This is a genomic window from Micromonospora sp. NBC_00821, from assembly GCF_036347035.1.
Taxonomy (GTDB): domain Bacteria; phylum Actinomycetota; class Actinomycetes; order Mycobacteriales; family Micromonosporaceae; genus Micromonospora; species Micromonospora hortensis.
Map to the genome: position 1 here is coordinate 6,088,216 of NZ_CP108880.1, position 23,188 is coordinate 6,111,403.

Consider the following 23,188-nt stretch of genomic DNA (forward strand, 5'->3'; position numbering starts at 1 on the left):
CAGTGCCCCGGGCGTCGGCCGCGGCCCGGTCCCGGCCCGGTCCAGCTCAGTGGCGCCGGTCATACGAGTAGCCTCGGTGCCGTGTACCGGTTCCTGCTGAGCCCACGCTGGCTGGGCGCTCTCGCGCTGACCCTGGTCGCGGCCGCCGTCATGGTGTTCCTCGGCAACTGGCAGCTGGACCGCTACCGGGGGCGCACCGAGGTCAACGAGCGGATCGACGCGGGCCAGCGGATGGCTCCCGTGCCGCTCGCCGACGCGCTGCGCGCTCCCGCCGGCGGCGCGGGGACGGCCGGTCCGGCCCCCGCCGAGGACAAGGTCTGGACCCGGGTCACCGTCACCGGCCGGTACGACCCCACGAACACCGTGCTGGTCCGTGGCCGGACGGTGGACAGCCGGGTCGGTTTCGAGGTGCTCACGCCGCTGGTGCTCGCCGACGGCACGGCGCTGCTGGTGGACAGGGGCTGGATCCCACCGGCGCCCGGTGGGGCGACCGCCCAGCCGTCGGTGCCGGCCGCGCCGACCGGCGACGTGACTGTGGTCGGCCGGGTGCACGAGACGGAGAGCGGCGCCGGCGCGGTGGCCCGACGCGACGGGCTGCTGGAGATCCGGCGGATCGGGGTGTCGCGGCTGGCCGGCGAGCTTCCCTACCCGGTCTACGGTGCCTATCTGCTGCTCGACGAGCAGACCCCGGCAGCCGATCCGGTGTTCAAGGCGGTGCCGGTCGGGCACGCCAACAACTGGCAGAACTTCGGCTACGTCGTGCAGTGGTGGTTGTTCGCGGTGATGGCCCTCTTCGGCTATGGCTGGGTGGCCCGTCGGGAGGCCCGCCGGGCCGCCGGCATCGGCGCCACCCCGGCTCCGCTGGACCGCGCCGCCGAGCCGACGCCGACCGCTTCTGCCTGACCTCGCCCGGTCAGCCGCTCACGCGGCCGGCGTGGATGGCGCGGACCGCGTCGATGGTGTCCGCCTCCGCGGCGGACTTGTCGTCGCGATAGCGCACCACCCGGGCGAACCGCAGCGCCATCCCACCGGGGTAGCGCGAACTCGTCTGCACCCCGTCGAAGGCGATCTCCACCACCTGTTCGGGCCGAACCCGGACCACCCAGTCGCCGCGTTCCACGGCGAGGCCGAGGAACCGCTCGGTCTGCCACCGCAGCAGCTCGTCGGTGAGCCCCTTGAACGTCTTGCCGAGCATCACGAAGTCGCCGGTGCGCGCGTCACGCGCACCCAGATGCAGGTTGGACAGCCAACCTTTGCGTCGGCCGCTGCCCCACTCGACGGCGAGCACCACCAGGTCGAGGGTGTGCCGCGGTTTCACCTTGACCCAGGCGGCACCGCGCCGGCCAGCGTCGTAGGGGGCGTCCGGCGCCTTGACCACCACGCCCTCCTGCCCGGCGTCGAGCGCGGCGGCGAACGCGGCGGCGGCCTGCTCCGGGCCGTCGACCTCCATCCGGCCGACCAGCAGCGACGAATCCACCGAACCGGCGAGGGCGGCCCATCGTTCCCGGCCGGGAAGGTCGATCAGATCCTGGCCGTCGAGGTGCAGCAGGTCGAAGAAGTACGGGGTGAGCACCGTCGCACCCGTGCTGGCGGCCGCCGCGAGCACCGCCGGAGCGACAGGTGTGCGCCCGGTGGTGCTGGGGGTGGTGCGTCGGGCGGCCCGGCTCGACGTCTGCTGGAACGGCAGTGGGCGGCCGGTCTCGTCCAGGCCGATCGCCTCGCCGTCGAGGACCAACTCCCGGCCCGGCAGAGCACGGACCGCGGCGACCACCTCGGGCAGCCGGGTGGTGATCTCGTCGAGGCTGCGGGTGAACACGGCGATGTCGGTGCCGGAGCGGTGCACCTGGATGCGGATGCCGTCGAGCTTCACGTCGACCACCGCCGGCGTGCCGGTCGCGGCGAGCGCCTCGTCGACAGTGGGGGCGCTCTGCGCGAGCATCGGCGCCAGCGGGCGGCCGACCTGTAGACCGAACCCGGCCAACTCGGCGGCCCCTCCGGCCAGCGCGGCCACCGCCACGGCCCGGAGATCACCGGCGAGCAGCAGTGCCCGGCGGACCGCCGCCACCGGCACCTCGGCGGCCCGGGCCACCGCGTCCGCGAGCAGGCCGGCCTGGGCGCCCTGCCGCAGCTCGCCACTGAACAGGCCGGTGAGCAGCCTCTGCTCGTCGGCAGTGGCCGCCGCGTAGAGGGCACCGAGCAGCGCCCGACGCCGAGCCTGTGAGCCCGAGCCGTGCACCGCGGCGATCTGCGCGATGGCCGCGTCCACGGCGGCCACCGTCAACGTCGGCTCGGCGGCCGGCGGCGGCAGGTCACGCAGGCTCGCGTAGCCGACCCCGGTCTGCCGTTGGCGCAGCTCACCGGCGAGATAGCCGGCGCCGGGCTCAACCTCGCCGGGATCGAGCCGGCGCAGCGCGTCAGCGAGCAACTCCACCTTGGCCCGTCGGCCGCTGGTGGCGCCGACGGCGGCGGAGGTCGCTGCCAGATCGAGGAACCGCACGCAGCTCATCCTGCCAGTCACCTCCGACACCGCCCGGGCATTGCCGTGCCCGGGCGGTGTCGGCAGGGTGCCGCCCACACGCGGACGACGGATCAGGGCCTAGGCGGAGATGGGCTCCTCGATGCGCAAGCCTCGGGCGCGGACCTCGCCGGCGACCCGGGCGAGCACCGAGTCGAGGGCGACCAGTGCGGCGGAGAGCTCACCGAGCTGTTCGTTGAGCGTGTCCTCGGACCACGCGGAGACATCGACGTCTCCCAGCGCGCTGACAGCGGCCCCCAACCGGGCCATCACCTCGTTCGTACTCATGTACGAAAGGCTATAACAGCTGACCATCCGACACGCCGTAAACTCCCAGATCAGGCCCAAAGTTGCCGTTCTGACACCTAACTGCTCACGGCCGCCACGTTGCGCAGAAGCAGTGCCTCGGCGAGGCAGACCCGGGCGAACTCACCCAGGTGCAGACTCTCGTTCGGGCCGTGCGCGCGGGCGTGCGGGTCCTCCACGCCGGTCACCAGGATCGCCGCCTTCGGGAACATCTCCTGGAAGGTGGCAATGAACGGAATCGAGCCGCCTACGCCGATGTCCACCGGGTCGGTGCCGTCCCAGGCGGTCCGGAAAGCCGAACGGGCGGCGTCGAACATCGGCCCGGACGCGTCGATCACGCACGGGTCGCCGTCGTGTTCGAAGGTGACGGTCACCTGCGCCCCCCACGGCGCGCGCTGCTCCAGGTGCGCGCGCACCGCCGCGTACGCCCGCTTGGGGTCGTCGCCCGGGGCGAGGCGAATGCTGAGCTTCGCCTTCGCGGCCGGGACCAGGGCGTTCGGCGCCTCGCCGGTGGACGGCGCGTCGACCCCCAGAATGGCCAGCGCCGGCTTGGTCCAGAGCCGGTCGGTGATCCGGCCGGTGCCGATGAACTGCACGCCGTCGGCGAGCCCCGCCTCGGCCCGGACCCGGTCCTCCGGGTAGTCGACGGTGGCGCCCTCCCGGCCGACCAGGCCGTCCACTGCCACGTCACCGGCGTCGTCGTGCAGCGTCGCCAACAGCCGGACCAACGCGGTGAGCGCGTCCGGCACTGCGCCGCCGAACATGCCGCTGTGCACCGCGTGGTCCAGCGTGCGCACCTCGACGAAGCAGTTGACGATGCCCCGCAGCGAGGTGGTCAACGCCGGTACGCCGATGTCCCAGTTGCCGGAGTCGGCGATCACGATGACGTCCGAGGTGATCTCGTCGCGGTGCTCGGCCAGCAGTTGCTCCAGCGAGTCGGAGCCGTACTCCTCCTCGCCCTCGATGAAGAGGACCACGCCGACCGGCAGCGCGTCACCGTACGCGCGCAGCGCCGCCACGTGCGCCATCACGCCGGCCTTGTCGTCGGCCGCGCCCCGGGCGTAGAGCCGGCCGTCCCGTTCCACCGGCTCGAACGGGTCGGACTCCCACAGCGACCGGTCGCCGACCGGCTGGACGTCGTGGTGGGCGTAGAGCAGCACTGTGGGCGCGCCGGGCGGGGCGGCCCGACGGCCGATCACCGCCGGCTGGCCGCCGGATCGCACGATGTCGACGTCCAGGCCACAGCCGCGCAGCAGCTCGGCGACCGCCTCGGCGGAGCGTTCCACGTGCGAGTGGTCGAAGCCCTCGAAGGCGATGCCGGGGATGCGGACGAGGCGCTCCAGGTCGGCCCGGACGCCGGGCATCTCTCGCTCGACGGCGGCCCGCACCTCGGACTCGGACATGATCGGTGAGGTCATGACCGGCATCGTATGCCGGCCTTACCGAGGAGTGTCGGCGGAGCCCGTACCGTCACCGCTGTCCGCGGGGCCGGCGCCGGCCCGCGCGCCCGGGGCGGCCCGCCCGGCGCGATGTGCGCGGCCGGCCGCCTCGGTGGCGGCGTCCATCCAGGAACGGGCCCGACCGGCGGTGCCGCCCACCCACTCGCCGACGTCGCTCGCGCCGTCGCCGAGCCGACGCAGCAACCCGACCAGTGGGTCGGTGGACCTGCTGAACTCCTCGCGGTACGACTCGGCAGCCGCCTTGATCTCCTCGGACACGCTTGTCGAGCTGTCGTCCTCGCGGCGCGGATAGTCCCCGGCCAGAACCTGCCCGTACGCCCCGGAGTCGATCCACTGGCGCAGCGACGCCGCCCGCGCCACCGGCACCGGGTGGGTACTCCACGCGGTCATCCGGATCTTGTGCAGGCTGTCGCGCAGGTCGCCGCCGCCGGCGTACTCGGCGGCCTGCTCCAGGAAGGCGGTGGTGTCGACCTGGGACAGGTCACCGCCGCCGGCGAGCTTCATCAGCAGTCGCAGCGCGGCGGCCGGGTCCTGCCCGGCGAGCAGGCCGGCCCTGTCGGCGGAGAGTTCCGCCTTGCGCCACCACTCCAGCATCGCCGCGATGATGGCGCGCAGCGCGATCGCGCCGACCGGCAGCCAGCTCAGGTTGGCCGCCCACCGGGTGAGGATCATGAGCATGGTCTTGTAGACCGCGTGCCCGCTGCCCACGTGCCCCAACTCGTGGCCGAGCAGGCAGCGCAGCTCGTCCTCGTCGAGTTGCTGCACACAGGCGGAGTTCAGCACGATGAACGGCCGCTCCAACCCGACCGCCTCGGCGCCCAACCAGGGCGACTGGGTCACGTACAGCTCGGGCAACTCGGCCACGTCGAGCACCGCCGCCGCCTCGGTGTAGCGCTGCCACACCGCCGGGTACTGCCGATGGTCGACCCGGATGCCGGAGGCCAGCACGGACAGCCGGAAACCCCGCTCGTTCCACATCCCGAAGAACGCCCGCAGCACGTCGTCGAAACCACGCAGCTCCCGCAGCGCGACCAGGGCACCTCGGTCGGCCGGATGCTCCCAGGCCCGCGAGCTGATGCCGGTGAGGGTGATCCGACGCCGCGCTGGCGCGTCCGCTGCCGTCATTGTGGGCTCCCCGTTCGCCGTAGCTCTTCGCATCGTGCCGCAGTCGGTGGCCCACGTCCATGCCCCGCTCAGCGAAGCCGCACGTAGTACCGGTCCCAGTCGTGCGGCAGTGTCGGTGCCCCGTCGACCAACAGGTCGGCGTGGGTCGCGGTCTCGTCGGCGGCGAAGTGCGTCCGCTCCCCGTCATGCCAGCGGCGCAGCTCGGGCAGGATCTCCGGACCGTCCCGGGCGACAGCCCGAGCCAGCCGCAGCGACGCGGGCGCGGTGACGAACACGGCCAGCGTCAGCTCCGGCCGGACGACCGCCCGGGCGGCGCTGACCCCCTCGACCACCAGCACCGGAGCCACCGGCACCGGGACCCGCCGGGGCAGAAAGCACTGCCGGACCCAGCTGTACCGCCGGTAGGCGCCCGGCTGCCCGTCGCGCAGCGGGGCGAGCACCCCGTCGTCCAGCCGGGGCCAGAAGGTGACCTGGTCGTCCCACCCGTCGAGCAGGTCGTCGGTGTGCACCACCGGCGGTCGGTCGCCGAGCGGCCCGGCCAGGGCATCCGCGAGCCGCGCGGCGAACCGGCTCTTACCCGCGCCGCTCGGCCCGTCGACAGCGACCAGCCGGGTCCGCCCCAGCTGTGCCGGGCCCGCGAGCACCCGACGAGCCAATTCGGCGTACGCCTCGACAACCGCCACTGTCGGCCCGCCAGTTCCCGGGTTCAGCACAGCCTCCCGTGGTGCATGCCCGAAGTATGCCGCCACCGCTGGTGAGCAGGCTGATCGACTCGGTTTCATCGACGTCGCGGCATCCCTGTCGGCCCGTGTCGATCGTGCTGGGTGCGGGGCCGCCTCGGGCCACCCTGACACGTCCGGCTGACCGCCCTGGCCAGCCATCGTCACGTCCGGGGGATTTGGTGCGGCGACGGGTGACGGGCGGCCCGTTCCCCGCCCGGGGTGCCGTCGAATCGGCATGATCGGGTGGTGCTCCGAGACGTGATGAGCCCCGGTATAGACGCCCTACTCGAACAGGCCCGCGCCGGGCTGCACCGACTGACTCCGCAGCAGACCGTCGAGGCGGTCCGCGGCGGCGCGTTGCTGGTCGACACCCGTACCGAACTACAGCGCCGCGAACAGGGTGACCTGCCGGGTGCTGTCGTCATCGACCGGACCGTGCTGGAGTGGCGCCTCGATCCGGCCAGCGCCTGGCGGATCCCGGAGGCCACCGGGTACGACCGGGAGATCATCCTGGTGTGCCGGCAGGGTTACAGCTCCAGCCTGGCAGCCGCCAGCCTGCAGACCCTCGGCCTGCGCCGGGCCACCGACATGATCGGCGGCGTAGACGCCTGGCTCGCCGCCGGCCTGCCCACCACCGACCGTCCGGCCGACATTCGTCCCTGAGCCCCGACCTTGCCCCTCACGTACCATTCCGGTCGGTCTGTGCAAGATCGTGCCCGATCCAGGAAACAGGCCCCTCCTTGCGTGGACGAGGCCCCTGCAACAAGGATCGAGCACGATCATGCGCGGTCCGCGTTCTCACCCTCCCCAAGGGACGGTGTGCCGGTCAGGACGGGGCGCCGGGTGGGATGAAGGGCAGGTCGGCGGGTGGGCCGGCTTCGATGAGACGCCAGAGGGCATCGGTGTCCAGGTGTTCCTCGACCAGGTCGCCGAGCAGGTCGAGTGAGCGCTCCCGGGCGGCGGCGAAGCTGGTGGCCGGCGCGACCCGGAACCCGCTGCGGCCGGCCAGGCGAGCCGCCTCGGTGAGGAACCACCGGCGGAACTCGTCGGACTCGAACGCCCCGTGCCAGTGCGTGCCGTGCACCACGCCGAGCACTGCCCCCTCTCCGACACCGTCGTCGCTGGTCAACAGCGGGGTCAGGTCGGGGTCGGCCTGTGACACGTACCCGTGGTGGATCTCGTAGCCACGCACCGGGACGCCACCGGGGCCGGTGCCCACCGACTGCCGGACGGTCTTGCGCGGGTCGAAGGTGATGTCGATGGGCAGCAGACCGAGCCCCGGCACGCTGCCCTGCCGGCTCTCCACCGGATCGTGGATGGCACGGCCGAGCATCTGGAAGCCCCCGCAGAGGCCGAGCAGGGGCTTGCCGGCCGCCACATGGGTGGCGACCGCGTCGGCGAGACCGGTTTCGCGCAGCCACCCGAGGTCGGCGACTGTGGACTTGGAGCCGGGTAGGACGACAAGGTCGGCGGCGGCCAGTTCGGCCGGTTCGATGGTGAGGCGTACCCGGACGCCCGGCTCGGTGGCGAGCGCCTCCACGTCGGTGGCGTTGCTGATCCGGGGTAGGCGGACGACGGCCACGTCCAGCCATTCGCTGCCCTGCGGGGCGGCGGGTCGGCCCAGCACCCGGCCGTAGGCGAGTGAGTCCTCCGCGTCGAGCCACAGGTCCAGTGCCCAGGGCAGCACCCCGTACGTGGGGCGGCCGGTGACCTGACGCAGCATGTCCAGGCCCGGCTGGAGCAGACCGAGGTCGCCCCGGAACTTGTTGATCACGAATCCGGCGATCAGCGCCTGGTCGGCCGGGTCGAGCAGGGCCACTGTGCCGAACATCGAGGCGAAGACACCGCCCCGGTCGATGTCGCCGACGACGATGGTGGGCAGGTTGGCGTGCCGGGCCAACCCCATGTTGACGTAGTCACCGGCCCGCAGGTTGATCTCCGCAGGGCTGCCGGCACCCTCGCAGATCACCACGTCGTACGTTTCGCGCAGCTCGGCCAGTGCGGCGTACGCGGTCTCGGCGAGCCGGGGACGCAACTGCCGGAAGGTGCCCGCGGTGATCGTATCGACCGCCTCGCCCAGCAGCACCACCTGACTGGCCAGGTCGCTGCCCGGCTTGAGCAGCACCGGGTTGAACCGCAGGTCGGGTGCGAGCCCGCACGCCGCGGCCTGCATGGCCTGGGCGCGCCCGATCTCGCCGCCGCGCCCGTCCGGCCCGACGACCACCGCCGAGTTGTTCGACATGTTCTGCGCCTTGTACGGCGCCACCTTCACGCCCTGCCGGTGCAGCCAACGACAGATGCCGGCGGTGAGCACGCTCTTGCCGGCGTCGGACGTCGTACCGGCCACCAGCAGCCCGCCGCTCACCGACCACTCCCCCGTCGCACCGCGACGCCCCCGGCCGCGCCAGCCGGCCCGCGCTCTCCAGCCGCAGCAACCGGCCCTCGCCGACGCGCCGCGCCGACCAGTGCACGCCTGCTCACCGCGCCGACCAGCCGACCGAGCGTCACCGGGTACGCGGCGGCCAACCCGACGGCGGCCAGCCCCACCGCGCCGGAGATCCGGGCGGCCCGCTTCAGGTGCCGCGCCTCCGGGCGGGGGCCATCGCCGAGGAACGGCCGCACCTCGGAGCGCCCGAAGTAGATGTTGCGACCACCGAGGCGGACCCCGAGCGCACCGGCCATCGCCGCCTCGCACTGACCGGCGTTGGGGCTCGGGTGGTCGTTGCGGTCCCGCCGCCACACCTGCCAGGCGCGCTGCCGGTCCCCGTGCGCGACCGGCGCGACGGCGATGGTGAGCAGCCCGGTCAGCCGGGACGGCACGAGGTTGAGCGCGTCGTCCAGCCGAGCGGCCGGCGTGCCGAACCGCGCGTAGCGCGTCGACCGGTGCCCGACCATCGCATCGAGGGTGTTCGCCGCGCGGTAGCCCAGCAGCCCGGGCAGACCAGCGACCGCGCCCCAGAGCAGCGGAGCGACCACCGCGTCCGAGGTGTTCTCCGCGACCGACTCGACTGTCGCACGGGCCAACTCCGACTCGCCCAGCGTCGACGGGTCCCGCCCGCAGAGGTGACCGAGGCGTCGCCGGGCAGCGGGCAGGTCGCCGTTACGCAGCGTAAGACCCATGACTGTCGCCTCGTGCCGTAGCGTGCGGCCGCCCAGCACTGTCCACGTGCCGGCCGCCACCAGCACCGCCCGGGTCACCGGCCGGTGTCGGGTTGCCGCCGCGGCGACCGCCCCGAGCAACACCGGCCCGCCGACGGCCAGCGCGGTGAACGCCGCACCCGCCGTACGGTCCGGGCGGTAGAGGCGGCGCTCCAGCGCGCCCGCAGCCTGCCCGAAGCCGGCCACCGGGTGCCACCGGCGGGGGTCGCCGAGCGCCCTGTCCAGCGCGTACCCGGCCAGCAGCCCCACCGCGTTCGCCATCGGCGCTGTCCGTCGCACCCGCACCACCTCCGGCCGGCCAGCCTAGACGAGCACTCCGTGAACCAGCCCATCCCACGGTCCCGCACCGGCAACGAGAACCCGTGGAGTGAACGGACAGGCCAGCGCCCACGCCCGTCACGCGGGGTGACGACGCTGTCGCGCCGCCACCCCGCCCCCGTCGTGATCGGTCAGGCTGGCTGGGGGACCCGGCCCCGACCGCGGCGCCCTCGACCGGGCTGCGCCGGCTCCGGCTGCCCCTCGTCGGGCACCGGCCCCAACTCGATGTCCACGTCACCGTCGGCGTTGTCGTCGTCGTCCGCCTCGGGCGGAGGGGCCAACTCGTCGTCGAGAGCCGGCGGAGCGTCGATCTGCCCTGCCTGCCCTGCCTGCCCGCCGCTCGCGATCGCTCCGCCGTCACCGAAGACCCCGCCGCTCGGGGAGCTGTCGTCGTCCGCCGGGACATTGCCGAACGGGCTGCTTCGCAGCTCCGCGTAGTCGGGCAGCTCGAAGTCGTCGTCCAGCAGACGGTCGTCGGGCAGCACGGGCGCCTGCCCGGCCGGCACCGGCTCGGTGGGCTCACCGTGCACCCGGCTCTCGGCCTCCGAGTCCTCCACGGTGCTGGTCGTCATGCTCGGCCGGTTGCGCAGGAACCGGGCCCGACCTCGGGACAGGTCGTGGCCGACGGCGACCGCCTCCAGCTCGTAGAGCGTGCGGTGGTTGCCGGCGTCGTCGGTCCAGTCGCGGGTGTAGAGCCGTCCGCAGACCACCACCGGGTCGCCGACCATGACGGAGGCCGCCACCCCCTCGGCGAGCTTGCGCCAGCAGTTGACGCGGACGCGGAGCGAATTGCCGTCGACCCACCGGCCGCTGTCCCGGTCGAGGCGGCGGGCGGTCGAGGCGACCTTGAAGTTGGCCACCAGGGTGTTGCTCTGGGTCGTACGTCGCCATTCCGGCGTGGTCAGCACATTGCCGACGATTGTCACGTAAGTGTCGAACATCGTCCCTCCAGGGGGATCGGGGCCTGCCAGCGCGAGTCGACTCGACACCGAGCATCGACACTGAAAGCACCCGTCGCGAGGGCCCATCCTCGGCCTGTGGATGACGAACGCACCTGTGGACAACGCCCTGATCACGCCCCGATGTGGTACGCCCGACCCGCCCGACCCGCCGTCCACGGTTTCCCAGGCCACCCGAACTGGGTAAGGACTTGATCAACGCACCACCGACAGCTCCACGTCGACGAGAGGTCAGCGCCATGATGATCACCACCATCGACTCCGCGAACACTTCCGAGGCGCAGCGATGAGCGCCGTGGCGAACCCGGCCACCGTGTCTGAGTGCCTGCGGGTGGGCGCCGGGTTCTCCCAGGGCGACCGCAACTGGATCGCCGAGCAGTTCGCCACCCTCGACGCCCGGCTCGCCAGCTTCCACGCTGACGCCACCGAGCTGGAGGTGTCGGTGAAGGACCGGGAGGCGCGTGGTCAGAAGGTCACACTGGAGTGCTGGATCGCCGGCCGGCAGAAGATCGTCACCACCTCCGCGGAGGAGGATCTGCACGCCGCCCTCAATGACGTTCGTGACGACCTGCGCCGCCGGCTCAACGATGCCAAGACCCGCCAGGAGCCCCGGCACAACAAGCACCTGCGCGACCTCCCCCAGCCGCAGTTGGAGCCCGACGAGTCGGAGAACCCGGCCCTCCGCGCCGACGCGGAAACTGCCTGACCCACGCCGCACCCCGCGATCTTGCACTTTCGGCTCCCGAACAGCGGCTATTGCCCCTTATGTCGGGACAGAAAGTGCAAGATCGCGGGATGAGTGGGGGCGGGCGGGGACGGGCTACCGCTCGGTAGGTTGGCGGCGTAGCGTCGCGTTCGTGGAACCGGACGTGTTGGGGCCGCCGTACGAGCGGCAGACGATCGACCTGGGCACCGACGACGAAGGCCCCGTTGTCGCGACACTGGTCCGACGACGGGCCGAGCGCCCCACCGGACGGGCCGTGCTCTACGTGCACGGCTTCGTCGACTACTTCTTCCAGACTCATCTGGCTGACTTCTTCGCCGAGCGAGGCTGGGATTTCTACGCGCTCGACCTGCGCAAATACGGCCGCAGTCTGCTCCCCGCGCAGACCCCCAACTTCTGCCGCGACATCAGCGACTACTTCCCCGAGCTGGACGCCGCCGCCGAGATCATCCGCGCCGACGACGGGCACGACACCCTGCTGGTGATGGGCCACTCCACCGGCGGCCTGATCATCTCGCTCTGGGCGGATGCCCGCCGCGACACCGGCACCATCGACGGCCTGGTGCTCAACAGCCCCTTCTTCGATCTGAACGCCCCCTGGGCGGTCCGTCGCCCCCTCGCGGCCGCCGCGTCCCGGCTGGGCCGCAGGGCGCCGCACCGCATCCTCCCGTTCGGGCTCGGCACTGTGTACGGCGAGAGCATCCACTCCGACCACCGCGGCGAGTGGACCTACGACCTGGCGTGGAAGCCGCTGGCCGGGTTCCCGGTCCGGGCCGGCTGGCTGAACGCGATCCGCACCGGACAACGTCGGCTCCGCGCCGGGCTGGACATCCAGGTGCCGGTGCTGCTGGCCTGCTCGACCCGGTCCTTCCGGGGCACCAAGTGGCACGACAACGCGACACTGGCCGACGCCGTGCTGGACGTCGAGCACATGGTCCGCTACGCGCCCCGCCTCGGTCGCCACGTCACACTGGCCCGTTTCGACGGAGGGCTGCACGATCTCACGCTCTCCGGCCCCGTCGTACGGAAGAAGGTGTTCGACGAGGTGGGCCGCTGGGCCGAGGCGTTCCTCGCCGCCGGCCCCACCGCCCCGGCCGACGCGGCGCCGACCGATGCCGCCCCAGCCGACGGCGCATCTACCGCCGCCGACACAGCGCCGGCCAACGCGCAGACGGTCGGCGCGCAGACGGTCGACCCGGCGAGGGCGGCGACGCCCAGCGGCTGACAGGTCGGACGGCGCGAAAGGTCAGATGTCGCCGGGCGTCGCCGGGAGGACGGCACGGATCCGGTCGAAGGTCGCCACCGGGTGCGCGCCGACGCCGGGCAGGACCAGGCCCAGGCAGTACGGGGAGACCTCACCGGTGGGTCCAGCCTGCAGGATGAAGACCGGCGCGCCGACGTACCCCGGCGGCAGCTCGGTGGTGATCAGCACGGCGTCCCCGTCGCGGACCACCCGCTCGATCGCGACCTCCAGCGGTCGCGACCCGTCTTCGCGTACCCCATGGGCCAGCACGAAAGCGGAACTGGCGTCGGCGCCGAGGCGGGCGACGACCTCGGGCCCGGCGGCGATCCCCGCCGGCACCGGCTGGACGCGCCACCGCCAGCCGCCGTCGCCGGCGTGCCGGTGCAGGCCCGCGGTCGGCAACACCGCGACCCCGTCGCCCGGAAAGCGGGCCCAACCGGGCACGATCTCGGCCTCGAGAATGACGGCCGGGGCAACCCCCGCCGGCTCGGTGACGCTCGTCCGCAAGCTCAACTCACCACCCGAACCGCCCACCAGGTCGGCCGCCGTCAGCAGCGACTCCCCCACCGGGTCGTCGCCGCCCCGGAAGAAGAAGGCGGTACCGACGTCGCCCGACGACCGATACGGCAGGATGGCGCGACCGACGACCTGGCACAGCTCGTAGGCGACGTCGCTCTCGGCGTCGGAATCCAGCAGCACCAGCCAAAGGTACGGTCCACGGCCAGGCCGGTCCGCGGTAACCCGGATGCCCGCTACGGGGCGGACGTGAGACTCTGCTCGGCAACGTGGACGCGGGCACCCTTTTCGCCGTCGGGCAGTGGGACGGCGGTACCCTCTGGGCGCGACATCCACGCCACACGCGCCCGTAGCTCAGCGGATAGAGCAGGGGACTTCTAATCCCAAGGCCGCAGGTTCGAATCCTGCCGGGCGCACCACCAGCGTAAACGCCCCGAGAATCGGCCGGTCGGGCGAGCTACAGCGGTTACGCGCATGAGTATCCTCGGTGGATCACGCTAGCGCTGTAGCCCCGGGAGGTTCCACCCCCTCATGGACGCCAACGAGCTGCACTGGGCCGCATACGAGCGGTACCACCGCACGAAGCGCACCTCCCCCGACACCGTCAAGAGCTACCACATCACGTTGACCCAGCTGACCGACTTCCGGCCAGGCCGCGACCTCCTCGACCTGGAGCGCGTCGACATCGAGGAGTTCCTGATCGCGGCCTCGTCGGTCAACGCCAGCGCGACCGTGCACAAGAAGTTCCGGAACCTGCGGGCGTTCTACCGGTGGGCTGTGGACGAGGAGATGATCGAGAAGTCCCCGATGCACCGGATCCCGGAACCGGCCGTGACCGACAAGCCCGTCCCCGTGGTGCCCGAAGATCAGATCGTCGCGTTGCTCAAGGCATGCAGCGGCCGGGAGTTCGGCGAGCGGCGCGACAACGCCATGATTCGTCTCTGGTGCGAAGCCGGCTCGCCGCGGGTGTCCGAGATGGTCGGCATCCGCCTCGACGGCCTGGACATGCGCCACGACAAGGTGACCCTTCACGGCAAGGGCGACAAGATCCGCGTCATCCCGTTCGGCGCCAAGACCGGGCAGGCCATCCAGCGCTACCTCACCGCGCGCGCCCACCACAAGGACGCCAAGCGACTGGACTCGCTGTGGCTCGGGATGCTCGGCGGGGCGCTGACCACCTCGGGTGCCTACCGGCTGTTGGAGCGCCGGTGCGCCCAGGCGGGGATCCCGCGCATCCACCCTCACAAGCTGCGGCACCTGGCCGCGCACACGTTCGCCGACGAGGGCGGCAGCGACGGCGACGCCATGAGCCTGTTCGGCTGGGCCAGCCCGGAGATGCCGCGGCTGTATGGCCGGTCGGCGCAGGTCGAGCGGGCACACAGAGCGGCCCGCCGGATCTCTCAGGCGGACCGCTACTAGCTCACTCTGTGACCTAGATTCATCCCTCCGGCGGCACCACGTACAGGCCACCAGAGGCCTGCGGCCGGTGGCCGTTCACGGCCTGGCGCAGGAGCAGCTCGGCGTCAGCGTCGGCGACCCCGATGACGTCCGCCATCTCCTTGCGGATCAAGGTGATGTCCTCGGCGATGCCACGCAGCATCTGCATCTGCTCCACCTGCCGGTTGGCGAGGTCGAGGAACCGGTCGTACAGGTGGTCTTGGCGGCGGTAGAGCTCCAGCTGCCGTGCTTGCATTGTCTCGGTGCTTCCTCGCAGGGCCCGGTAGCCGCGGGCGAGACGGTCACGACACGCGACGAGGATGAGGGCAATCCAGCTGGTCGCGGTGGCAGCGGTCAGCAGGTGCATGGTGGTGATGCTGACGGGCCGCGCGTCGCGGACCTCCTCGACGACCGCGAGGGTGATCACGCTGGCGGTGAAGAGCACCGCGGTGCAGAGTGCGCTGGCGAGCATCCCGGACATGGTCCATAGAGGTGGGTCGGGGGCACAGTAGACGCCGCCGGCTGACGACTCGGGGAGCCGAATTTGCCCTGTGTCACCGTCGATGTCACCCGTGTGGTCGCCGGGGTCCCGCTGCCGAGACTTCCCCGTTGTGCTCGTCATGCCTGCCCTCCGAAAGGGGGTGGGAGATATGAAGGCTGCTCAATGAGCTTCTTTAACGGAACCTTAACGATGATCTTTCTCACGGGAAAGACCCTCGTACGTAGATGATCCGCACGACAAACAACTCACCCGATCGGGTGAGTTACGCAGGGTCACGCAGATGGGCGCGCGAGCCGACGCGGGCGCGTCCTGGCGGCCCGCCGATACGGCTCCAGGTACTGGTTCAGGAACGTCACGATCGAGTCGCGATCCGCCGGCGGCAACGCTGACCCCTCGGCGAGGAGCGCGTCCAGCTCCCGCGCCAACGGGTGACCCAGGACCGTCGGCGGCTCGGGCGTGGCCTCCAGGCCGAGGTCTTCAGCGTCGGCCCGGCACGCAAGCACCAGCAGCTCACTCAGTGGCGCCTTGATGACGGGCGCAAGCTTCTTCAGGCTCATCATGCTGGGCTGCTCTGTGCCCGCGAACCACTTGCTGTAGATCGAGGGCTTGATGCCTGTGGCGCGGGAGAGGTCGGCTACCCGCTCGATCCCGGCATTGGCGTTGGCCGCGTGCTGCAAGACGTAGGCGCGCAGAGCTGCTCCTGCTGCGGGTCCCCACGTGGTGCTCACGTGCACGAACCCTAGGCCATTTCGTACGCGAAAGCGAGCAACGGCCCCACCTAACGGAGGACCCCCGACTACCCGCCTGTCCGTCGTTTCGCTCATGCACGCAACTCTATCCATCGGTTTCGCGCTCGAAAGTCATCCGAACGGAGGATGCCTCTCGCGTTGCTTTCGCGAGGCCACAGCGCTAACGTCTGTTTCGTGCTCGAAACACAAGAAACGCAGCGGGCGGGACGCCCTCGGGTCGTCCTCCTCGTCGACGAGTTCGACCGGATCACCACCGCGCTCGGCCTGGTCACCGACGCCGCACGGGCCGCGTTTCTGGGTGTCAGCCCCGCTGCGCTCAGCAAGATCCGCAACGGCGTCAACAGCCCGAGCTCCGACTTCATCGCCGCCGTACGCACAGCGCTCCCGGAAGTGAAGTACGAGCGGCTCTTCACCGAAAGGCCGACGACATGACCCCCTCAGCCGCCGGTCGGATCGGCGCCCACACCCGGTGGGGGCGCACCCCCGACCGCAGCGCCGCCACCGAACCCGCCCGCCGCGCCGCCGCTTCGAAGTGGATGGACGAGGTGCGGGCCGAGTTCCCGGACCTCGACGACGCGACGTTGCAGTTGCTCGCCGACAGCCGCCGCAAGGCGCACATGAGCCGCATCGCGCGACTCCCCCGCCGGCCGCGCCGCAAGGCGGCCTGAACGAACGAAGCCCCCCGCCGCAGCCACGGCGAAGGGCTTCCCACCCGGACACCCCACCCATCAGCTAGGAGTCCAGATGCAACCGCAGACCCTACCCGACCAGCAGGAAGCCGCCGACCGGACCGAGGCGTTCCGCCTGATCACCGACGGCGTCGCCCTCGGCCTGCCGATCCCCCAGTCCCTGCACGCGTACCACTTCCACGCGCTGTGCCTCGGCTTCTACGACGAGGCCCCCGACACCGTTGACCAGTGGGCCGCCCACCTGGGCATGCCGCAGCCGGCCCGCCGCACGCACATCCACCGCTTGGACGGCGACGAGCCGTACCAGGTGTACGTCAGCCGGGATCGCATTGCTCGGCTGCCCGGGTGGGTGATCGAGGTGTCGTGCCACGTGCCCGCCCCCGACGCGGAGGTCACCGCCGCGCAGGTGCTGGCCACCGCTTCCGCCCTGGACGGAGCGGCCCGATGACGCAACCGCAGACCGACACGATCCGCGTCGCGTTCGACGTCAACGCCGGCATCGAGCCGCAGACCTTCGCGGCCGACGCCACACACGACCAGATCACGGAGCGGCTCCGCGAGGCATTCCTCGCCGCCGGAGCCATCGACAAGGGCCATGAGTTCGTCGTGGTGATCGGCGATGAGCTCGGCACGGTCAAGGTGCTGGCCGACGGCAACGTGATCGAGTACGGCTCCATCACCCGCATCGACGAGCAGCCAGCCACTGGCCGGACCCCGACGCCTGGCCCGTCGTACTTCGCCGCCGTCGACGAGCTCCAGGAGAGCATCCGCGAGCTGATGTCCCGCTGCATCGACGACCCGCGCGGCTACATCGCCCTGGTCGCCGCGAAGTCCGGTGGGCTGGCCTACGAGCAGCGCAAGCTCGCGGCGGCCGGCGCGGAGTCGAAGCCGATCGAGACGGACCCGCGCCGTCGACTCGCCGCCGAGCTGCGCCGGATCGCCCTCGACATCGTCACGCGGCAGTTGCCGATCGGCAGCTTCGCCTCCCTGCGCCTCGGAGTCGTCGACAGCCGGGCCGACCTCGACCCGTGGGCCGCCTACCTCGGCACCACCATCGACGCTCCGGACAGCACCGACATCCCCTCCGTCACGGCCCGGATCGAGCTGGGTGGCGGGAAGTACGGACCGGAGCTGTCCATCGGCATCCAGTCGCCGAAGGAGGAGCAGTCGGAGCTGAAGCGTCTGCGGGCCGAGAACGCCCTGCTTCAGGCACGGCTGGCCGAGGGTGGTGCGACCCGATGACGCTCAAGCGAATCGTTCCGCCGGTCTACTCAATCACCTGTGACGCCAACGGCTGTGTCGACGAGGTGCGGGACAACTCGGAGTACGGCGCTCGCCTCGACGCCGACCGCGCCGGCTGGCAGCTGCGCCCCCGCCGGGGCAAGGGCAGCCGAACCGCCCCGGACCTGTGCCCCGAGCACCGGACCCCGACCGAGTGCGGTGTGACCCGATGACGCGGACGCCGAACCCCCACACCCCGCCGACCCCGCACATCCCGCCGAGCGGACCAAACACCGGCGGTAACGGGCCGCAGATCGACCCGACCGGCCTGCGCTACGACCGCGGCGACATCGACGAGCAGCCCACCACCACCGGCCTGCCCGCCAACCGGGACGGCTGGGCGGTCACCGGGCGCGGCATCACCGTCCGCACCAAGGCGTGCTGCGGTGCCGTCCTCGTCAAGGAGCGGTGCGACTGCCGGAAGGTGCGCCGCCAGATCCGTAAGGCCCCGGTGATCGTGATGCCCGCGTTCAACCTGCGGGCGTTGCGCGAGCAGCACCGCACCGCCGCCGACCTGGAGCGGGGCGTCGCCTGATGAAGATCTACTACGAGTCGTGGAACCCGGGCCCCGACGCCCAGATCGACATCCGCCGGGCCGAGGCCATCTGCGAGGAGTACGCCGCCCAGGGCTTCGACCTGACGCTGCGGCAGCTCTACTACCAGTTCGTCTCCCGCGACTGGATCCCCAACACCGTCCAGTCCTACAAGCGGCTCGGCAGCGTCATCAACAAGGCGCGCATGGCCGGACTGCTCGACTGGTCGTACATCGTCGACCGCACCCGCAACCTGGCCCGCAACAGCCACTGGGACAACCCGGCGGACATCATGCGCGGCGCCGCCCAGGGGTACGCGATCGACAAGTGGGCCGACCAGCCCCGGCGCGTCGAGATCTGGGTCGAGAAGGAGGCGCTGGCCGGCATCGTGGGCCAAGTCGCTACAGAGCTGGACGTCCCCTACTTCTCGTGCCGTGGCTACGTCAGCCAAAGCGAACTGTGGCGCGCTGGACGCCGGATCGGTCGTCACATGGCCGCCGGCCGCCAGGCGGTGACCGTGCTTCACCTCGGCGACCACGACCCGTCGGGCATCGACATGACGCGGGACATCCGGGAGCGCCTCGAGCTGTTCATCGGTGAGGACTGGGGTCAGCACCGCCTCGTCGAGCTGGACTACACCAACGCTGACGATGACCTCCCGCCTCTCGAAGTCCGTCGCATCGCGCTCAACTTCGATCAGGTGCGCCGGTACAACCCGCCGCCGAACCCGGCGAAAGAGACCGACTCGCGGGCCGGCTCCTACAAGCAGCTGTACGGCAGCCAGTCGTGGGAGTTGGACGCGTTGGAGCCGGCCACCCTCGCCGACCTGATCCGGACGCATGTCGAGGGCATTCGCGACGACGACCTGTACGCCGCGCAGGAGGCTACCGAGGCCGAGCACCGCGAGTTGCTGGTGGCTGCCTCCGACCGCTGGCAGGACGTGGCTGCGTTCTTGGACGGGGTCGCCTGATGCCCGCCATCGTGCTGGCGGTCGCCGTCGTCGTGCTCCTGATGCTCGTCATCTGCCTGACGTGGGCCCTCGTGACCTGCGACCAGGCCCTCAAGTCTCGGGCCGTCCGGTTGCACCACCAGGCCGAGCGGATCCGCCACTACCGCGACGAGCTGGCCGACAAGACCGCCGAAAACAAGCTCCTCGGCCAGGCCGTTGACGCGCTCGCCGCACAGGCACCGATCGCCCCGCAGGAGCCGACGCTGCCGCGCTGGGGCCACCGCGTACTCCGCGACATCCACACCGCCACCCCCGCCGACTTCGACCGGAAGGACAACCGGTGACCATCGACCTCGAAGCGATCCGCGCCCGGGCCGCCGCCGCAACTCCCGGCCCCTGGCTCACCGATCCGAACAGTGCCTGGCGTCGCTGCCACGAAGCCCACGAGTACGTCTACGCCAGCGACCCCACCGACCGGAACGGCGTCATCGCGCTGACCGGCATCAAGGGCGAGCACGTCCGGAACGGACCCGACGCCACCTTCATCGCCCACGCCCGGACCGACGTGACCGACCTCTGCGACGAAGTCGAGCAGGTGCGCGACGCACTGGCTCGGCGCGACAAGGAGATCGGCCGGCTGGAGGTCTACGTCACCGGCCTGGAGCAGCAGCTCGCCGCCCAGCAGCCCGTCATCAACGCCGCCCGCGACCTGACCCATATCTGGGCCGCCAACAACGGTGATGACACGGACGGCATCGGTATCGAGACTGACGCGGCCACGGCCGAGGGGAACCTCCGCCGCACCCTCGCCCAGCTCGACACCAAGCAGCCCGAAACCGAGCCGAACCGAGACGCTGACAGCGGACACGTCCTCGTCGTCACCGAGACTGGCGGCCCGTGGACGCTGCGGCACCCGGTGTCCTGCACCGGGGACTGCCCCATGTTCGCGCTCATGCACACCGCCATGGCCACCGCCACCGCCGAGATCCCGGCCGGGCAGTACGAGGTGGAGCCCAGCGGCCTCTGGGACCGGGTGTTCATCGGTGACCGCATCGACGGCCCGGCGGTGATCCAGTGACCGCCGACCTCGAGGCGATCCGCACTCTGGTCAACCGCCACGTCTCGGCCATCGGGCCCGGCGGCGACAAGGCGTGGACCGCCGGCCTACTCGCCGCCAAGGTGCCCGCTCTCTGCGACGAGGTCCAGCAGCTGCGCGCCGAGCTGGACCGTGAGCGTCAAGCGCACGTGTGCATCGAGCGGTGCGCACCCAACTCCCACGTCGCTTTCCAGGGCCGCCAACGGGTCACCCATCTGGAGTCAATGCTCGCCGCCTTCCAGCCGGTCGCCTTCCCGGACGGCTCCCAGGTGTTCGTGCACGAATGCCGCCACACCGAGTGGTGGAACGAGCAGGAGCACGGCCCGATCAACGACCAGGGCTGCGACGCCTGCGACTCCGCACCGTTCAGCGGCGGCTGGCAGCTGGTCTACGTCCGGAAGGCGGCCGGCCGGTGAGCATCGACCTCGACCCGGGCGCCGTCATCGCCTGGACCACGCCCGCTACCGAGAAGCCCCGCCAGGGTGGCCGGCACCGCTGGGTCAAGGGCGGGCCGGTCGACGCCGTCGGGCGCCGCATCATCACCAACCCGGTCGGCGACGGCTGGCGGATCAGCCCCGCCGCGCAGCAGCTCGCCACCCGCACCGAGCAGTTCATCCCCGTCGGCCCCGACGAGGCCACCGGGCTGCTCAACCCCGCCGAGATCCCACTCAACAACGAGTGGACCCAGCCCGTGACCGCCGACCGGGGGCAGGTCCTGGCCGAGATGCGCGCCGAGCTGGGCGACCCGGCCGAGGTCGTCGCGGGCATCTTCACCGCCGCCGGCTGCCCGGTCGACACCCACACCAGCACCGGAACCCCGGAGCTGCCGGGTAGTGCCCGGTGACCCGCCGGGACCCGGGCGCCGCGAACGGCCGCGTCAGCGTCGAACCCGGCCAGTGCGTGTGTGGGGCGCTGGAGCCGTTGCACACCATCGTGAAGCCCGGCCAGCGCGGGGGATGCCCGAGCACAGGTTGCCGGCGGTACGAGCCGAGCAACGTGATCCCGTTCCCCGGTGTCGGCCACATGCAGGCACCGGCCGGGCCGCCCGCACGCCGGCTCGACCTGGACGCTGTCGCCGACCGGTGGACGGACCTCCTCGACGCCCGCCACCGCCAGGACGCCACCGCCGTCCAGCTGCTTGAGGCCGCGCTCGCCGAGGACGTGCCGCTGCTGCGCGAGGAAATCCACCGCCTCACCGTCGCCCTCCGGACGGCCGGCCATGGCTGACGCGCACCCCTACGTCGAGAACAAGGCCATCCCCGCCGACCACAACGGCAAGCGGCCCTGCATCTGCGGGCGGGCCCGACCGAACCGGCTCCACGCCAGCGCCGCCGTCGCGAAGGTCGACGACGCGCACGCCGAACACCTCCGCCGGATAGGGGAGCACCAGTGAGCCGCCCAGCCCGCGACCGGGGCCGCCTCGACCCGAACTGCACTGCCACGTTCCACGGCACCGACTCCGCCTACCGGTACGGCTGCCGCTGCCCGCACGCTCGGGAGCACAAGCGGATCCGGGTGAAGCGCTGGCGTGAGGGCCGGGCCGTCGCCCGCTTGGTCGACGGCACCGGCATCCGCCGCCGCCTGCAGGCCCTGACGGTCCTCGGCTGGCGGTGGCAGGACATCGGCGACCGGTTGGGAGTTACCGGGTCGGCGGTCGCGGTGCTGACGGCGTCGTCCGGCCTGGTGGAGCTGGCCACGGTCGACCGGGTGAAGGCCGTCTACCGGGAGCTGTGCGACCGGCCCGGCCCTTCGCCCATCACCGCCCGTCGCGCGGCGGCGAAGGGCTGGAACGGCCCGCTCGCCTGGTCGGACATCGACGACCCGGCGGCCGTCCCGGACACCACCCAACCGGACGTGCCGGTGCCCGACGAGTGGGCCGTCACCGAGGCGCTCGCCGGCCGGCTCGGACCGGACCGCCTCGCGGACATCGACCTGACCGAGGCCACCCGACGCCTGCTCGCCGACGGTCTGCGGCCCGGTCAGATCCGGTATCGGCTCCAACTCAGCTTCGCCCAAACCCAGCGCGCCATCCGCGCCGCGCATGCCCTTCCCTCCGCCACGACAGAGGAGACACGAGTCGCATGAGCACCGCGATCGAGTGGACCGAAGAGACCTGGAACCCCACCACCGGCTGCGACCGCATCTCCGGCGGCTGCGACAACTGCTACGCCCTGACCCTGGCCAAGCGGCTGAAGGGCATGGGGTCGGCGAAGTACCAGACCGACGGCGACCCCCGCACCTCCGGCCCCGGGTTCGGCCTGGCGGTGCACCCCGGTGCCCTCGGCGTCCCGCTGCACTGGCGCGCCGGGCGGCGGGTGTTCGTCAACTCGATGTCTGACCTGTTCCACGCGAAGGTGCCACGAGAGTTCGCCGTCATGGCCGCCACCCCGCAGCACACCTATCAGGTGCTCACCAAGCGGCCGGAGCGGATGCCGCGGATCCTGAACGACCTCTCGTGGCGGTCGTCGGTCTACCTCCACGAGAGCACTCTCAACCTGCGCGGTCCGGCCCGGGACATCCCGACGTGGCCGCTGCCGAACGTCTGGCTCGGCACCAGCATCGAGTCCGACGAGCACGTGGGCCGGGCCGACGCCCTCCGCGCCACCCCGGCCGCCGTCCGATTCATCTCCGCCGAGCCGCTGCTCGGTCCGCTCCCGTCGCTCGACCTGACCGGCATCGACTGGCTCATCGCCGGTGGCGAGTCCGGCCCGAACGCCAGGCCGATGCACCCCGCCTGGGTGCGGGACCTCCGCGACCGCTGCCAGGCCGCCGGTACCGCCTTCTTCTACAAGCAGTGGGGCGGGCGTACCCCGAAGGCCAACGGTCGCGAGCTGGACGGCCGCACCTGGGACGAGTACCCCACCCCGGCGCCCGCCTGACCGGGCTGGCCGGGCCTCACCACCGA

General features: G+C 71.8%; 30 protein-coding genes, 1 tRNA gene and 1 pseudogene. 21 read left to right on the plus strand and 11 right to left on the minus strand.

From position 1 onward, the window contains the following. Window positions 1-81: 81 nt before the first annotated feature. Window positions 82-903 carry an SURF1 family cytochrome oxidase biogenesis protein gene (locus OHB44_RS27745; protein WP_330438774.1) on the plus strand — a complete coding sequence of 274 codons (822 nt, stop codon included), beginning with the start codon at window positions 82-84 and terminating at the stop codon, window positions 901-903. A 10-nt stretch (window positions 904-913) separates the two neighbouring features. Here the strand turns inward: OHB44_RS27745 and OHB44_RS27750 are convergent, their stop codons facing one another. The 5 genes from OHB44_RS27750 to OHB44_RS27770 all read right to left on the minus strand — a co-directional run bounded on the left by OHB44_RS27750 (window position 914) and on the right by OHB44_RS27770 (window position 6,188). Then, a complete protein-coding gene (locus OHB44_RS27750) occupies window positions 914-2,506 on the minus strand; it encodes an ATP-dependent DNA ligase (protein ID WP_330438775.1) in 1,593 nt (530 codons plus the stop codon). 90 nt (window positions 2,507-2,596) lie between these two features. After that, window positions 2,597-2,803 carry a hypothetical protein gene (locus OHB44_RS27755; protein ID WP_266304596.1) on the minus strand — a complete coding sequence of 69 codons (207 nt, stop codon included), beginning with the start codon at window positions 2,801-2,803 and terminating at the stop codon, window positions 2,597-2,599. A 77-nt stretch (window positions 2,804-2,880) separates the two neighbouring features. Next, on the minus strand, window positions 2,881-4,224 hold the full coding sequence (locus OHB44_RS27760) for a dipeptidase (protein WP_330441287.1): 1,344 nt from the start codon (window positions 4,222-4,224) through the stop codon (window positions 2,881-2,883). 36 nt (window positions 4,225-4,260) lie between these two features. Then, a complete protein-coding gene (locus OHB44_RS27765; protein WP_238685470.1) occupies window positions 4,261-5,406 on the minus strand; it encodes a M48 family metallopeptidase in 1,146 nt (381 codons plus the stop codon). Between the two features lie 68 nt (window positions 5,407-5,474). Further along, window positions 5,475-6,188 carry a uridine kinase family protein gene (locus OHB44_RS27770; RefSeq protein ID WP_442932629.1) on the minus strand — a complete coding sequence of 238 codons (714 nt, stop codon included), beginning with the start codon at window positions 6,186-6,188 and terminating at the stop codon, window positions 5,475-5,477. Between the two features lie 201 nt (window positions 6,189-6,389). Here OHB44_RS27770 and OHB44_RS27775 point away from each other — a divergent pair, with 201 nt between their 5' ends. After that, on the plus strand, window positions 6,390-6,791 hold the full coding sequence (locus OHB44_RS27775) for a rhodanese-like domain-containing protein (RefSeq protein ID WP_112584171.1): 402 nt from the start codon (window positions 6,390-6,392) through the stop codon (window positions 6,789-6,791). A gap of 163 nt (window positions 6,792-6,954) precedes the next feature. Here OHB44_RS27775 and OHB44_RS27780 read toward each other — a convergent pair whose 3' ends face one another. From OHB44_RS27780 to OHB44_RS27790, 3 genes are all read right to left on the minus strand, one after another. After that, window positions 6,955-8,493, minus strand: a complete 1,539-nt coding sequence (locus tag OHB44_RS27780; protein ID WP_330438777.1) for a cobyric acid synthase — start codon at window positions 8,491-8,493, stop codon at window positions 6,955-6,957. Beyond that, window positions 8,490-9,548, minus strand: coding sequence for a cobalamin biosynthesis protein (locus OHB44_RS27785; RefSeq protein WP_330441288.1), 1,059 nt, complete (start codon window positions 9,546-9,548; stop codon window positions 8,490-8,492). The genes OHB44_RS27780 and OHB44_RS27785 overlap by 4 nt, the downstream gene beginning before the upstream one ends. Before the next feature lie 188 nt (window positions 9,549-9,736). Then, window positions 9,737-10,546 carry a single-stranded DNA-binding protein gene (locus tag OHB44_RS27790; RefSeq protein WP_330438778.1) on the minus strand — a complete coding sequence of 270 codons (810 nt, stop codon included), beginning with the start codon at window positions 10,544-10,546 and terminating at the stop codon, window positions 9,737-9,739. A gap of 304 nt (window positions 10,547-10,850) precedes the next feature. On the opposite strand from OHB44_RS27790, the gene OHB44_RS27795 reads away from it, so the two are divergent. Further along, a complete protein-coding gene (locus OHB44_RS27795; protein ID WP_330438779.1) occupies window positions 10,851-11,270 on the plus strand; it encodes an HPF/RaiA family ribosome-associated protein in 420 nt (139 codons plus the stop codon). 151 nt (window positions 11,271-11,421) lie between these two features. Further along, a pseudogene (locus OHB44_RS27800) lies at window positions 11,422-12,432 on the plus strand (alpha/beta hydrolase); the annotation flags it as partial. A 102-nt stretch (window positions 12,433-12,534) separates the two neighbouring features. Here the strand turns inward: OHB44_RS27800 and OHB44_RS27805 are convergent. After that, on the minus strand, window positions 12,535-13,230 hold the full coding sequence (locus OHB44_RS27805) for a hypothetical protein (protein WP_330438781.1): 696 nt from the start codon (window positions 13,228-13,230) through the stop codon (window positions 12,535-12,537). A gap of 160 nt (window positions 13,231-13,390) precedes the next feature. On the opposite strand from OHB44_RS27805, the gene OHB44_RS27810 reads away from it, so the two are divergent. Then, a tRNA-Arg gene (locus tag OHB44_RS27810) sits at window positions 13,391-13,466 on the plus strand. 112 nt (window positions 13,467-13,578) lie between these two features. Then, a complete protein-coding gene (locus OHB44_RS27815; RefSeq protein ID WP_330438782.1) occupies window positions 13,579-14,466 on the plus strand; it encodes a tyrosine-type recombinase/integrase in 888 nt (295 codons plus the stop codon). A 19-nt stretch (window positions 14,467-14,485) separates the two neighbouring features. Here the strand turns inward: OHB44_RS27815 and OHB44_RS27820 are convergent, their stop codons facing one another. After that, a complete protein-coding gene (locus OHB44_RS27820) occupies window positions 14,486-14,956 on the minus strand; it encodes a hypothetical protein (RefSeq protein WP_330438783.1) in 471 nt (156 codons plus the stop codon). Between the two features lie 302 nt (window positions 14,957-15,258). After that, on the minus strand, window positions 15,259-15,714 hold the full coding sequence (locus OHB44_RS27825) for a helix-turn-helix domain-containing protein (RefSeq protein ID WP_330438784.1): 456 nt from the start codon (window positions 15,712-15,714) through the stop codon (window positions 15,259-15,261). Window positions 15,715-15,909: 195 nt separating this feature from the next. On the opposite strand from OHB44_RS27825, the gene OHB44_RS27830 reads away from it, so the two are divergent. The 15 genes from OHB44_RS27830 (at window position 15,910) to OHB44_RS27900 (ending at window position 23,162) form a co-directional block, all read left to right on the plus strand. After that, complete coding sequence (locus tag OHB44_RS27830; RefSeq protein ID WP_330438785.1) at window positions 15,910-16,167, plus strand: hypothetical protein; 258 nt, start codon at window positions 15,910-15,912, stop codon at window positions 16,165-16,167. Continuing rightward, the gene (locus tag OHB44_RS27835; protein WP_330438786.1) at window positions 16,164-16,403 is read left to right on the plus strand and encodes a hypothetical protein; all 240 of its coding nucleotides are present in this window, start codon (window positions 16,164-16,166) and stop codon (window positions 16,401-16,403) included. The genes OHB44_RS27830 and OHB44_RS27835 overlap by 4 nt, the downstream gene beginning before the upstream one ends. A gap of 76 nt (window positions 16,404-16,479) precedes the next feature. Continuing rightward, the gene (locus OHB44_RS27840) at window positions 16,480-16,872 is read left to right on the plus strand and encodes a hypothetical protein (protein ID WP_330438787.1); all 393 of its coding nucleotides are present in this window, start codon (window positions 16,480-16,482) and stop codon (window positions 16,870-16,872) included. Next, the gene (locus OHB44_RS27845) at window positions 16,869-17,666 is read left to right on the plus strand and encodes a hypothetical protein (RefSeq protein ID WP_330438788.1); all 798 of its coding nucleotides are present in this window, start codon (window positions 16,869-16,871) and stop codon (window positions 17,664-17,666) included. The genes OHB44_RS27840 and OHB44_RS27845 overlap by 4 nt, the downstream gene beginning before the upstream one ends. Further along, window positions 17,663-17,878 carry a hypothetical protein gene (locus tag OHB44_RS27850; protein WP_330438789.1) on the plus strand — a complete coding sequence of 72 codons (216 nt, stop codon included), beginning with the start codon at window positions 17,663-17,665 and terminating at the stop codon, window positions 17,876-17,878. The genes OHB44_RS27845 and OHB44_RS27850 overlap by 4 nt, the downstream gene beginning before the upstream one ends. Further along, a complete protein-coding gene (locus OHB44_RS27855; protein ID WP_330438790.1) occupies window positions 17,875-18,240 on the plus strand; it encodes a hypothetical protein in 366 nt (121 codons plus the stop codon). Before OHB44_RS27850 ends, OHB44_RS27855 begins: the two co-directional genes overlap by 4 nt. Continuing rightward, window positions 18,240-19,208 (plus strand): hypothetical protein, encoded by a 969-nt coding sequence (locus tag OHB44_RS27860; protein WP_330438791.1) that lies wholly within the window; start codon window positions 18,240-18,242, stop codon window positions 19,206-19,208. The genes OHB44_RS27855 and OHB44_RS27860 overlap by 1 nt, the downstream gene beginning before the upstream one ends. After that, window positions 19,208-19,531: a hypothetical protein gene (locus OHB44_RS27865; protein ID WP_330438792.1), complete on the plus strand. Its 324-nt coding sequence runs from the start codon at window positions 19,208-19,210 to the stop codon at window positions 19,529-19,531. Before OHB44_RS27860 ends, OHB44_RS27865 begins: the two co-directional genes overlap by 1 nt. Then, complete coding sequence (locus OHB44_RS27870; protein ID WP_330438793.1) at window positions 19,528-20,265, plus strand: hypothetical protein; 738 nt, start codon at window positions 19,528-19,530, stop codon at window positions 20,263-20,265. Before OHB44_RS27865 ends, OHB44_RS27870 begins: the two co-directional genes overlap by 4 nt. Next, window positions 20,262-20,699 (plus strand): hypothetical protein, encoded by a 438-nt coding sequence (locus tag OHB44_RS27875; RefSeq protein WP_330438794.1) that lies wholly within the window; start codon window positions 20,262-20,264, stop codon window positions 20,697-20,699. Before OHB44_RS27870 ends, OHB44_RS27875 begins: the two co-directional genes overlap by 4 nt. Next, the gene (locus tag OHB44_RS27880) at window positions 20,696-21,127 is read left to right on the plus strand and encodes a hypothetical protein (protein ID WP_330438795.1); all 432 of its coding nucleotides are present in this window, start codon (window positions 20,696-20,698) and stop codon (window positions 21,125-21,127) included. The genes OHB44_RS27875 and OHB44_RS27880 overlap by 4 nt, the downstream gene beginning before the upstream one ends. Beyond that, window positions 21,124-21,510 carry a hypothetical protein gene (locus OHB44_RS27885; RefSeq protein WP_330438796.1) on the plus strand — a complete coding sequence of 129 codons (387 nt, stop codon included), beginning with the start codon at window positions 21,124-21,126 and terminating at the stop codon, window positions 21,508-21,510. The genes OHB44_RS27880 and OHB44_RS27885 overlap by 4 nt, the downstream gene beginning before the upstream one ends. After that, entirely contained in the window at window positions 21,503-21,676 is a 174-nt protein-coding gene (locus OHB44_RS27890; protein ID WP_330438797.1) for a hypothetical protein, read from the plus strand. The genes OHB44_RS27885 and OHB44_RS27890 overlap by 8 nt, the downstream gene beginning before the upstream one ends. Continuing rightward, window positions 21,673-22,368 (plus strand): hypothetical protein, encoded by a 696-nt coding sequence (locus OHB44_RS27895; RefSeq protein ID WP_330438798.1) that lies wholly within the window; start codon window positions 21,673-21,675, stop codon window positions 22,366-22,368. Before OHB44_RS27890 ends, OHB44_RS27895 begins: the two co-directional genes overlap by 4 nt. Continuing rightward, the gene (locus OHB44_RS27900) at window positions 22,365-23,162 is read left to right on the plus strand and encodes a DUF5131 family protein (RefSeq protein WP_330438799.1); all 798 of its coding nucleotides are present in this window, start codon (window positions 22,365-22,367) and stop codon (window positions 23,160-23,162) included. Before OHB44_RS27895 ends, OHB44_RS27900 begins: the two co-directional genes overlap by 4 nt. Window positions 23,163-23,188 lie beyond the last annotated feature (26 nt).

What these genes read in the sequence shown, in the direction of transcription:
- OHB44_RS27785 (WP_330441288.1), bottom strand. Translation starts at nt 9,548, where the DNA reads ATGGCGAACGCGGTGGGGCTGCTGGCCGGGTACGCGCTGGACAGGGCG.
- OHB44_RS27860 (WP_330438791.1), top strand. Translation starts at nt 18,240, where the DNA reads ATGAAGATCTACTACGAGTCGTGGAACCCGGGCCCCGACGCCCAGATC.
- OHB44_RS27865 (WP_330438792.1), top strand. Translation starts at nt 19,208, where the DNA reads ATGCCCGCCATCGTGCTGGCGGTCGCCGTCGTCGTGCTCCTGATGCTC.
- OHB44_RS27760 (WP_330441287.1), bottom strand. Translation starts at nt 4,224, where the DNA reads ATGTCCGAGTCCGAGGTGCGGGCCGCCGTCGAGCGAGAGATGCCCGGC.
- OHB44_RS27770 (WP_442932629.1), bottom strand. Translation starts at nt 6,188, where the DNA reads ATGAAACCGAGTCGATCAGCCTGCTCACCAGCGGTGGCGGCATACTTC.
- OHB44_RS27855 (WP_330438790.1), top strand. Translation starts at nt 17,875, where the DNA reads ATGACGCGGACGCCGAACCCCCACACCCCGCCGACCCCGCACATCCCG.
- OHB44_RS27795 (WP_330438779.1), top strand. Translation starts at nt 10,851, where the DNA reads ATGAGCGCCGTGGCGAACCCGGCCACCGTGTCTGAGTGCCTGCGGGTG.
- OHB44_RS27845 (WP_330438788.1), top strand. Translation starts at nt 16,869, where the DNA reads ATGACGCAACCGCAGACCGACACGATCCGCGTCGCGTTCGACGTCAAC.
- OHB44_RS27890 (WP_330438797.1), top strand. Translation starts at nt 21,503, where the DNA reads ATGGCTGACGCGCACCCCTACGTCGAGAACAAGGCCATCCCCGCCGAC.
- OHB44_RS27790 (WP_330438778.1), bottom strand. Translation starts at nt 10,546, where the DNA reads ATGTTCGACACTTACGTGACAATCGTCGGCAATGTGCTGACCACGCCG.
- OHB44_RS27765 (WP_238685470.1), bottom strand. Translation starts at nt 5,406, where the DNA reads ATGACGGCAGCGGACGCGCCAGCGCGGCGTCGGATCACCCTCACCGGC.
- OHB44_RS27840 (WP_330438787.1), top strand. Translation starts at nt 16,480, where the DNA reads ATGCAACCGCAGACCCTACCCGACCAGCAGGAAGCCGCCGACCGGACC.
- OHB44_RS27775 (WP_112584171.1), top strand. Translation starts at nt 6,390, where the DNA reads ATGAGCCCCGGTATAGACGCCCTACTCGAACAGGCCCGCGCCGGGCTG.
- OHB44_RS27750 (WP_330438775.1), bottom strand. Translation starts at nt 2,506, where the DNA reads ATGAGCTGCGTGCGGTTCCTCGATCTGGCAGCGACCTCCGCCGCCGTC.
- OHB44_RS27820 (WP_330438783.1), bottom strand. Translation starts at nt 14,956, where the DNA reads ATGCTCGCCAGCGCACTCTGCACCGCGGTGCTCTTCACCGCCAGCGTG.
- OHB44_RS27755 (WP_266304596.1), bottom strand. Translation starts at nt 2,803, where the DNA reads ATGAGTACGAACGAGGTGATGGCCCGGTTGGGGGCCGCTGTCAGCGCG.
- OHB44_RS27900 (WP_330438799.1), top strand. Translation starts at nt 22,365, where the DNA reads ATGAGCACCGCGATCGAGTGGACCGAAGAGACCTGGAACCCCACCACC.
- OHB44_RS27815 (WP_330438782.1), top strand. Translation starts at nt 13,579, where the DNA reads ATGGACGCCAACGAGCTGCACTGGGCCGCATACGAGCGGTACCACCGC.
- OHB44_RS27850 (WP_330438789.1), top strand. Translation starts at nt 17,663, where the DNA reads ATGACGCTCAAGCGAATCGTTCCGCCGGTCTACTCAATCACCTGTGAC.
- OHB44_RS27835 (WP_330438786.1), top strand. Translation starts at nt 16,164, where the DNA reads ATGACCCCCTCAGCCGCCGGTCGGATCGGCGCCCACACCCGGTGGGGG.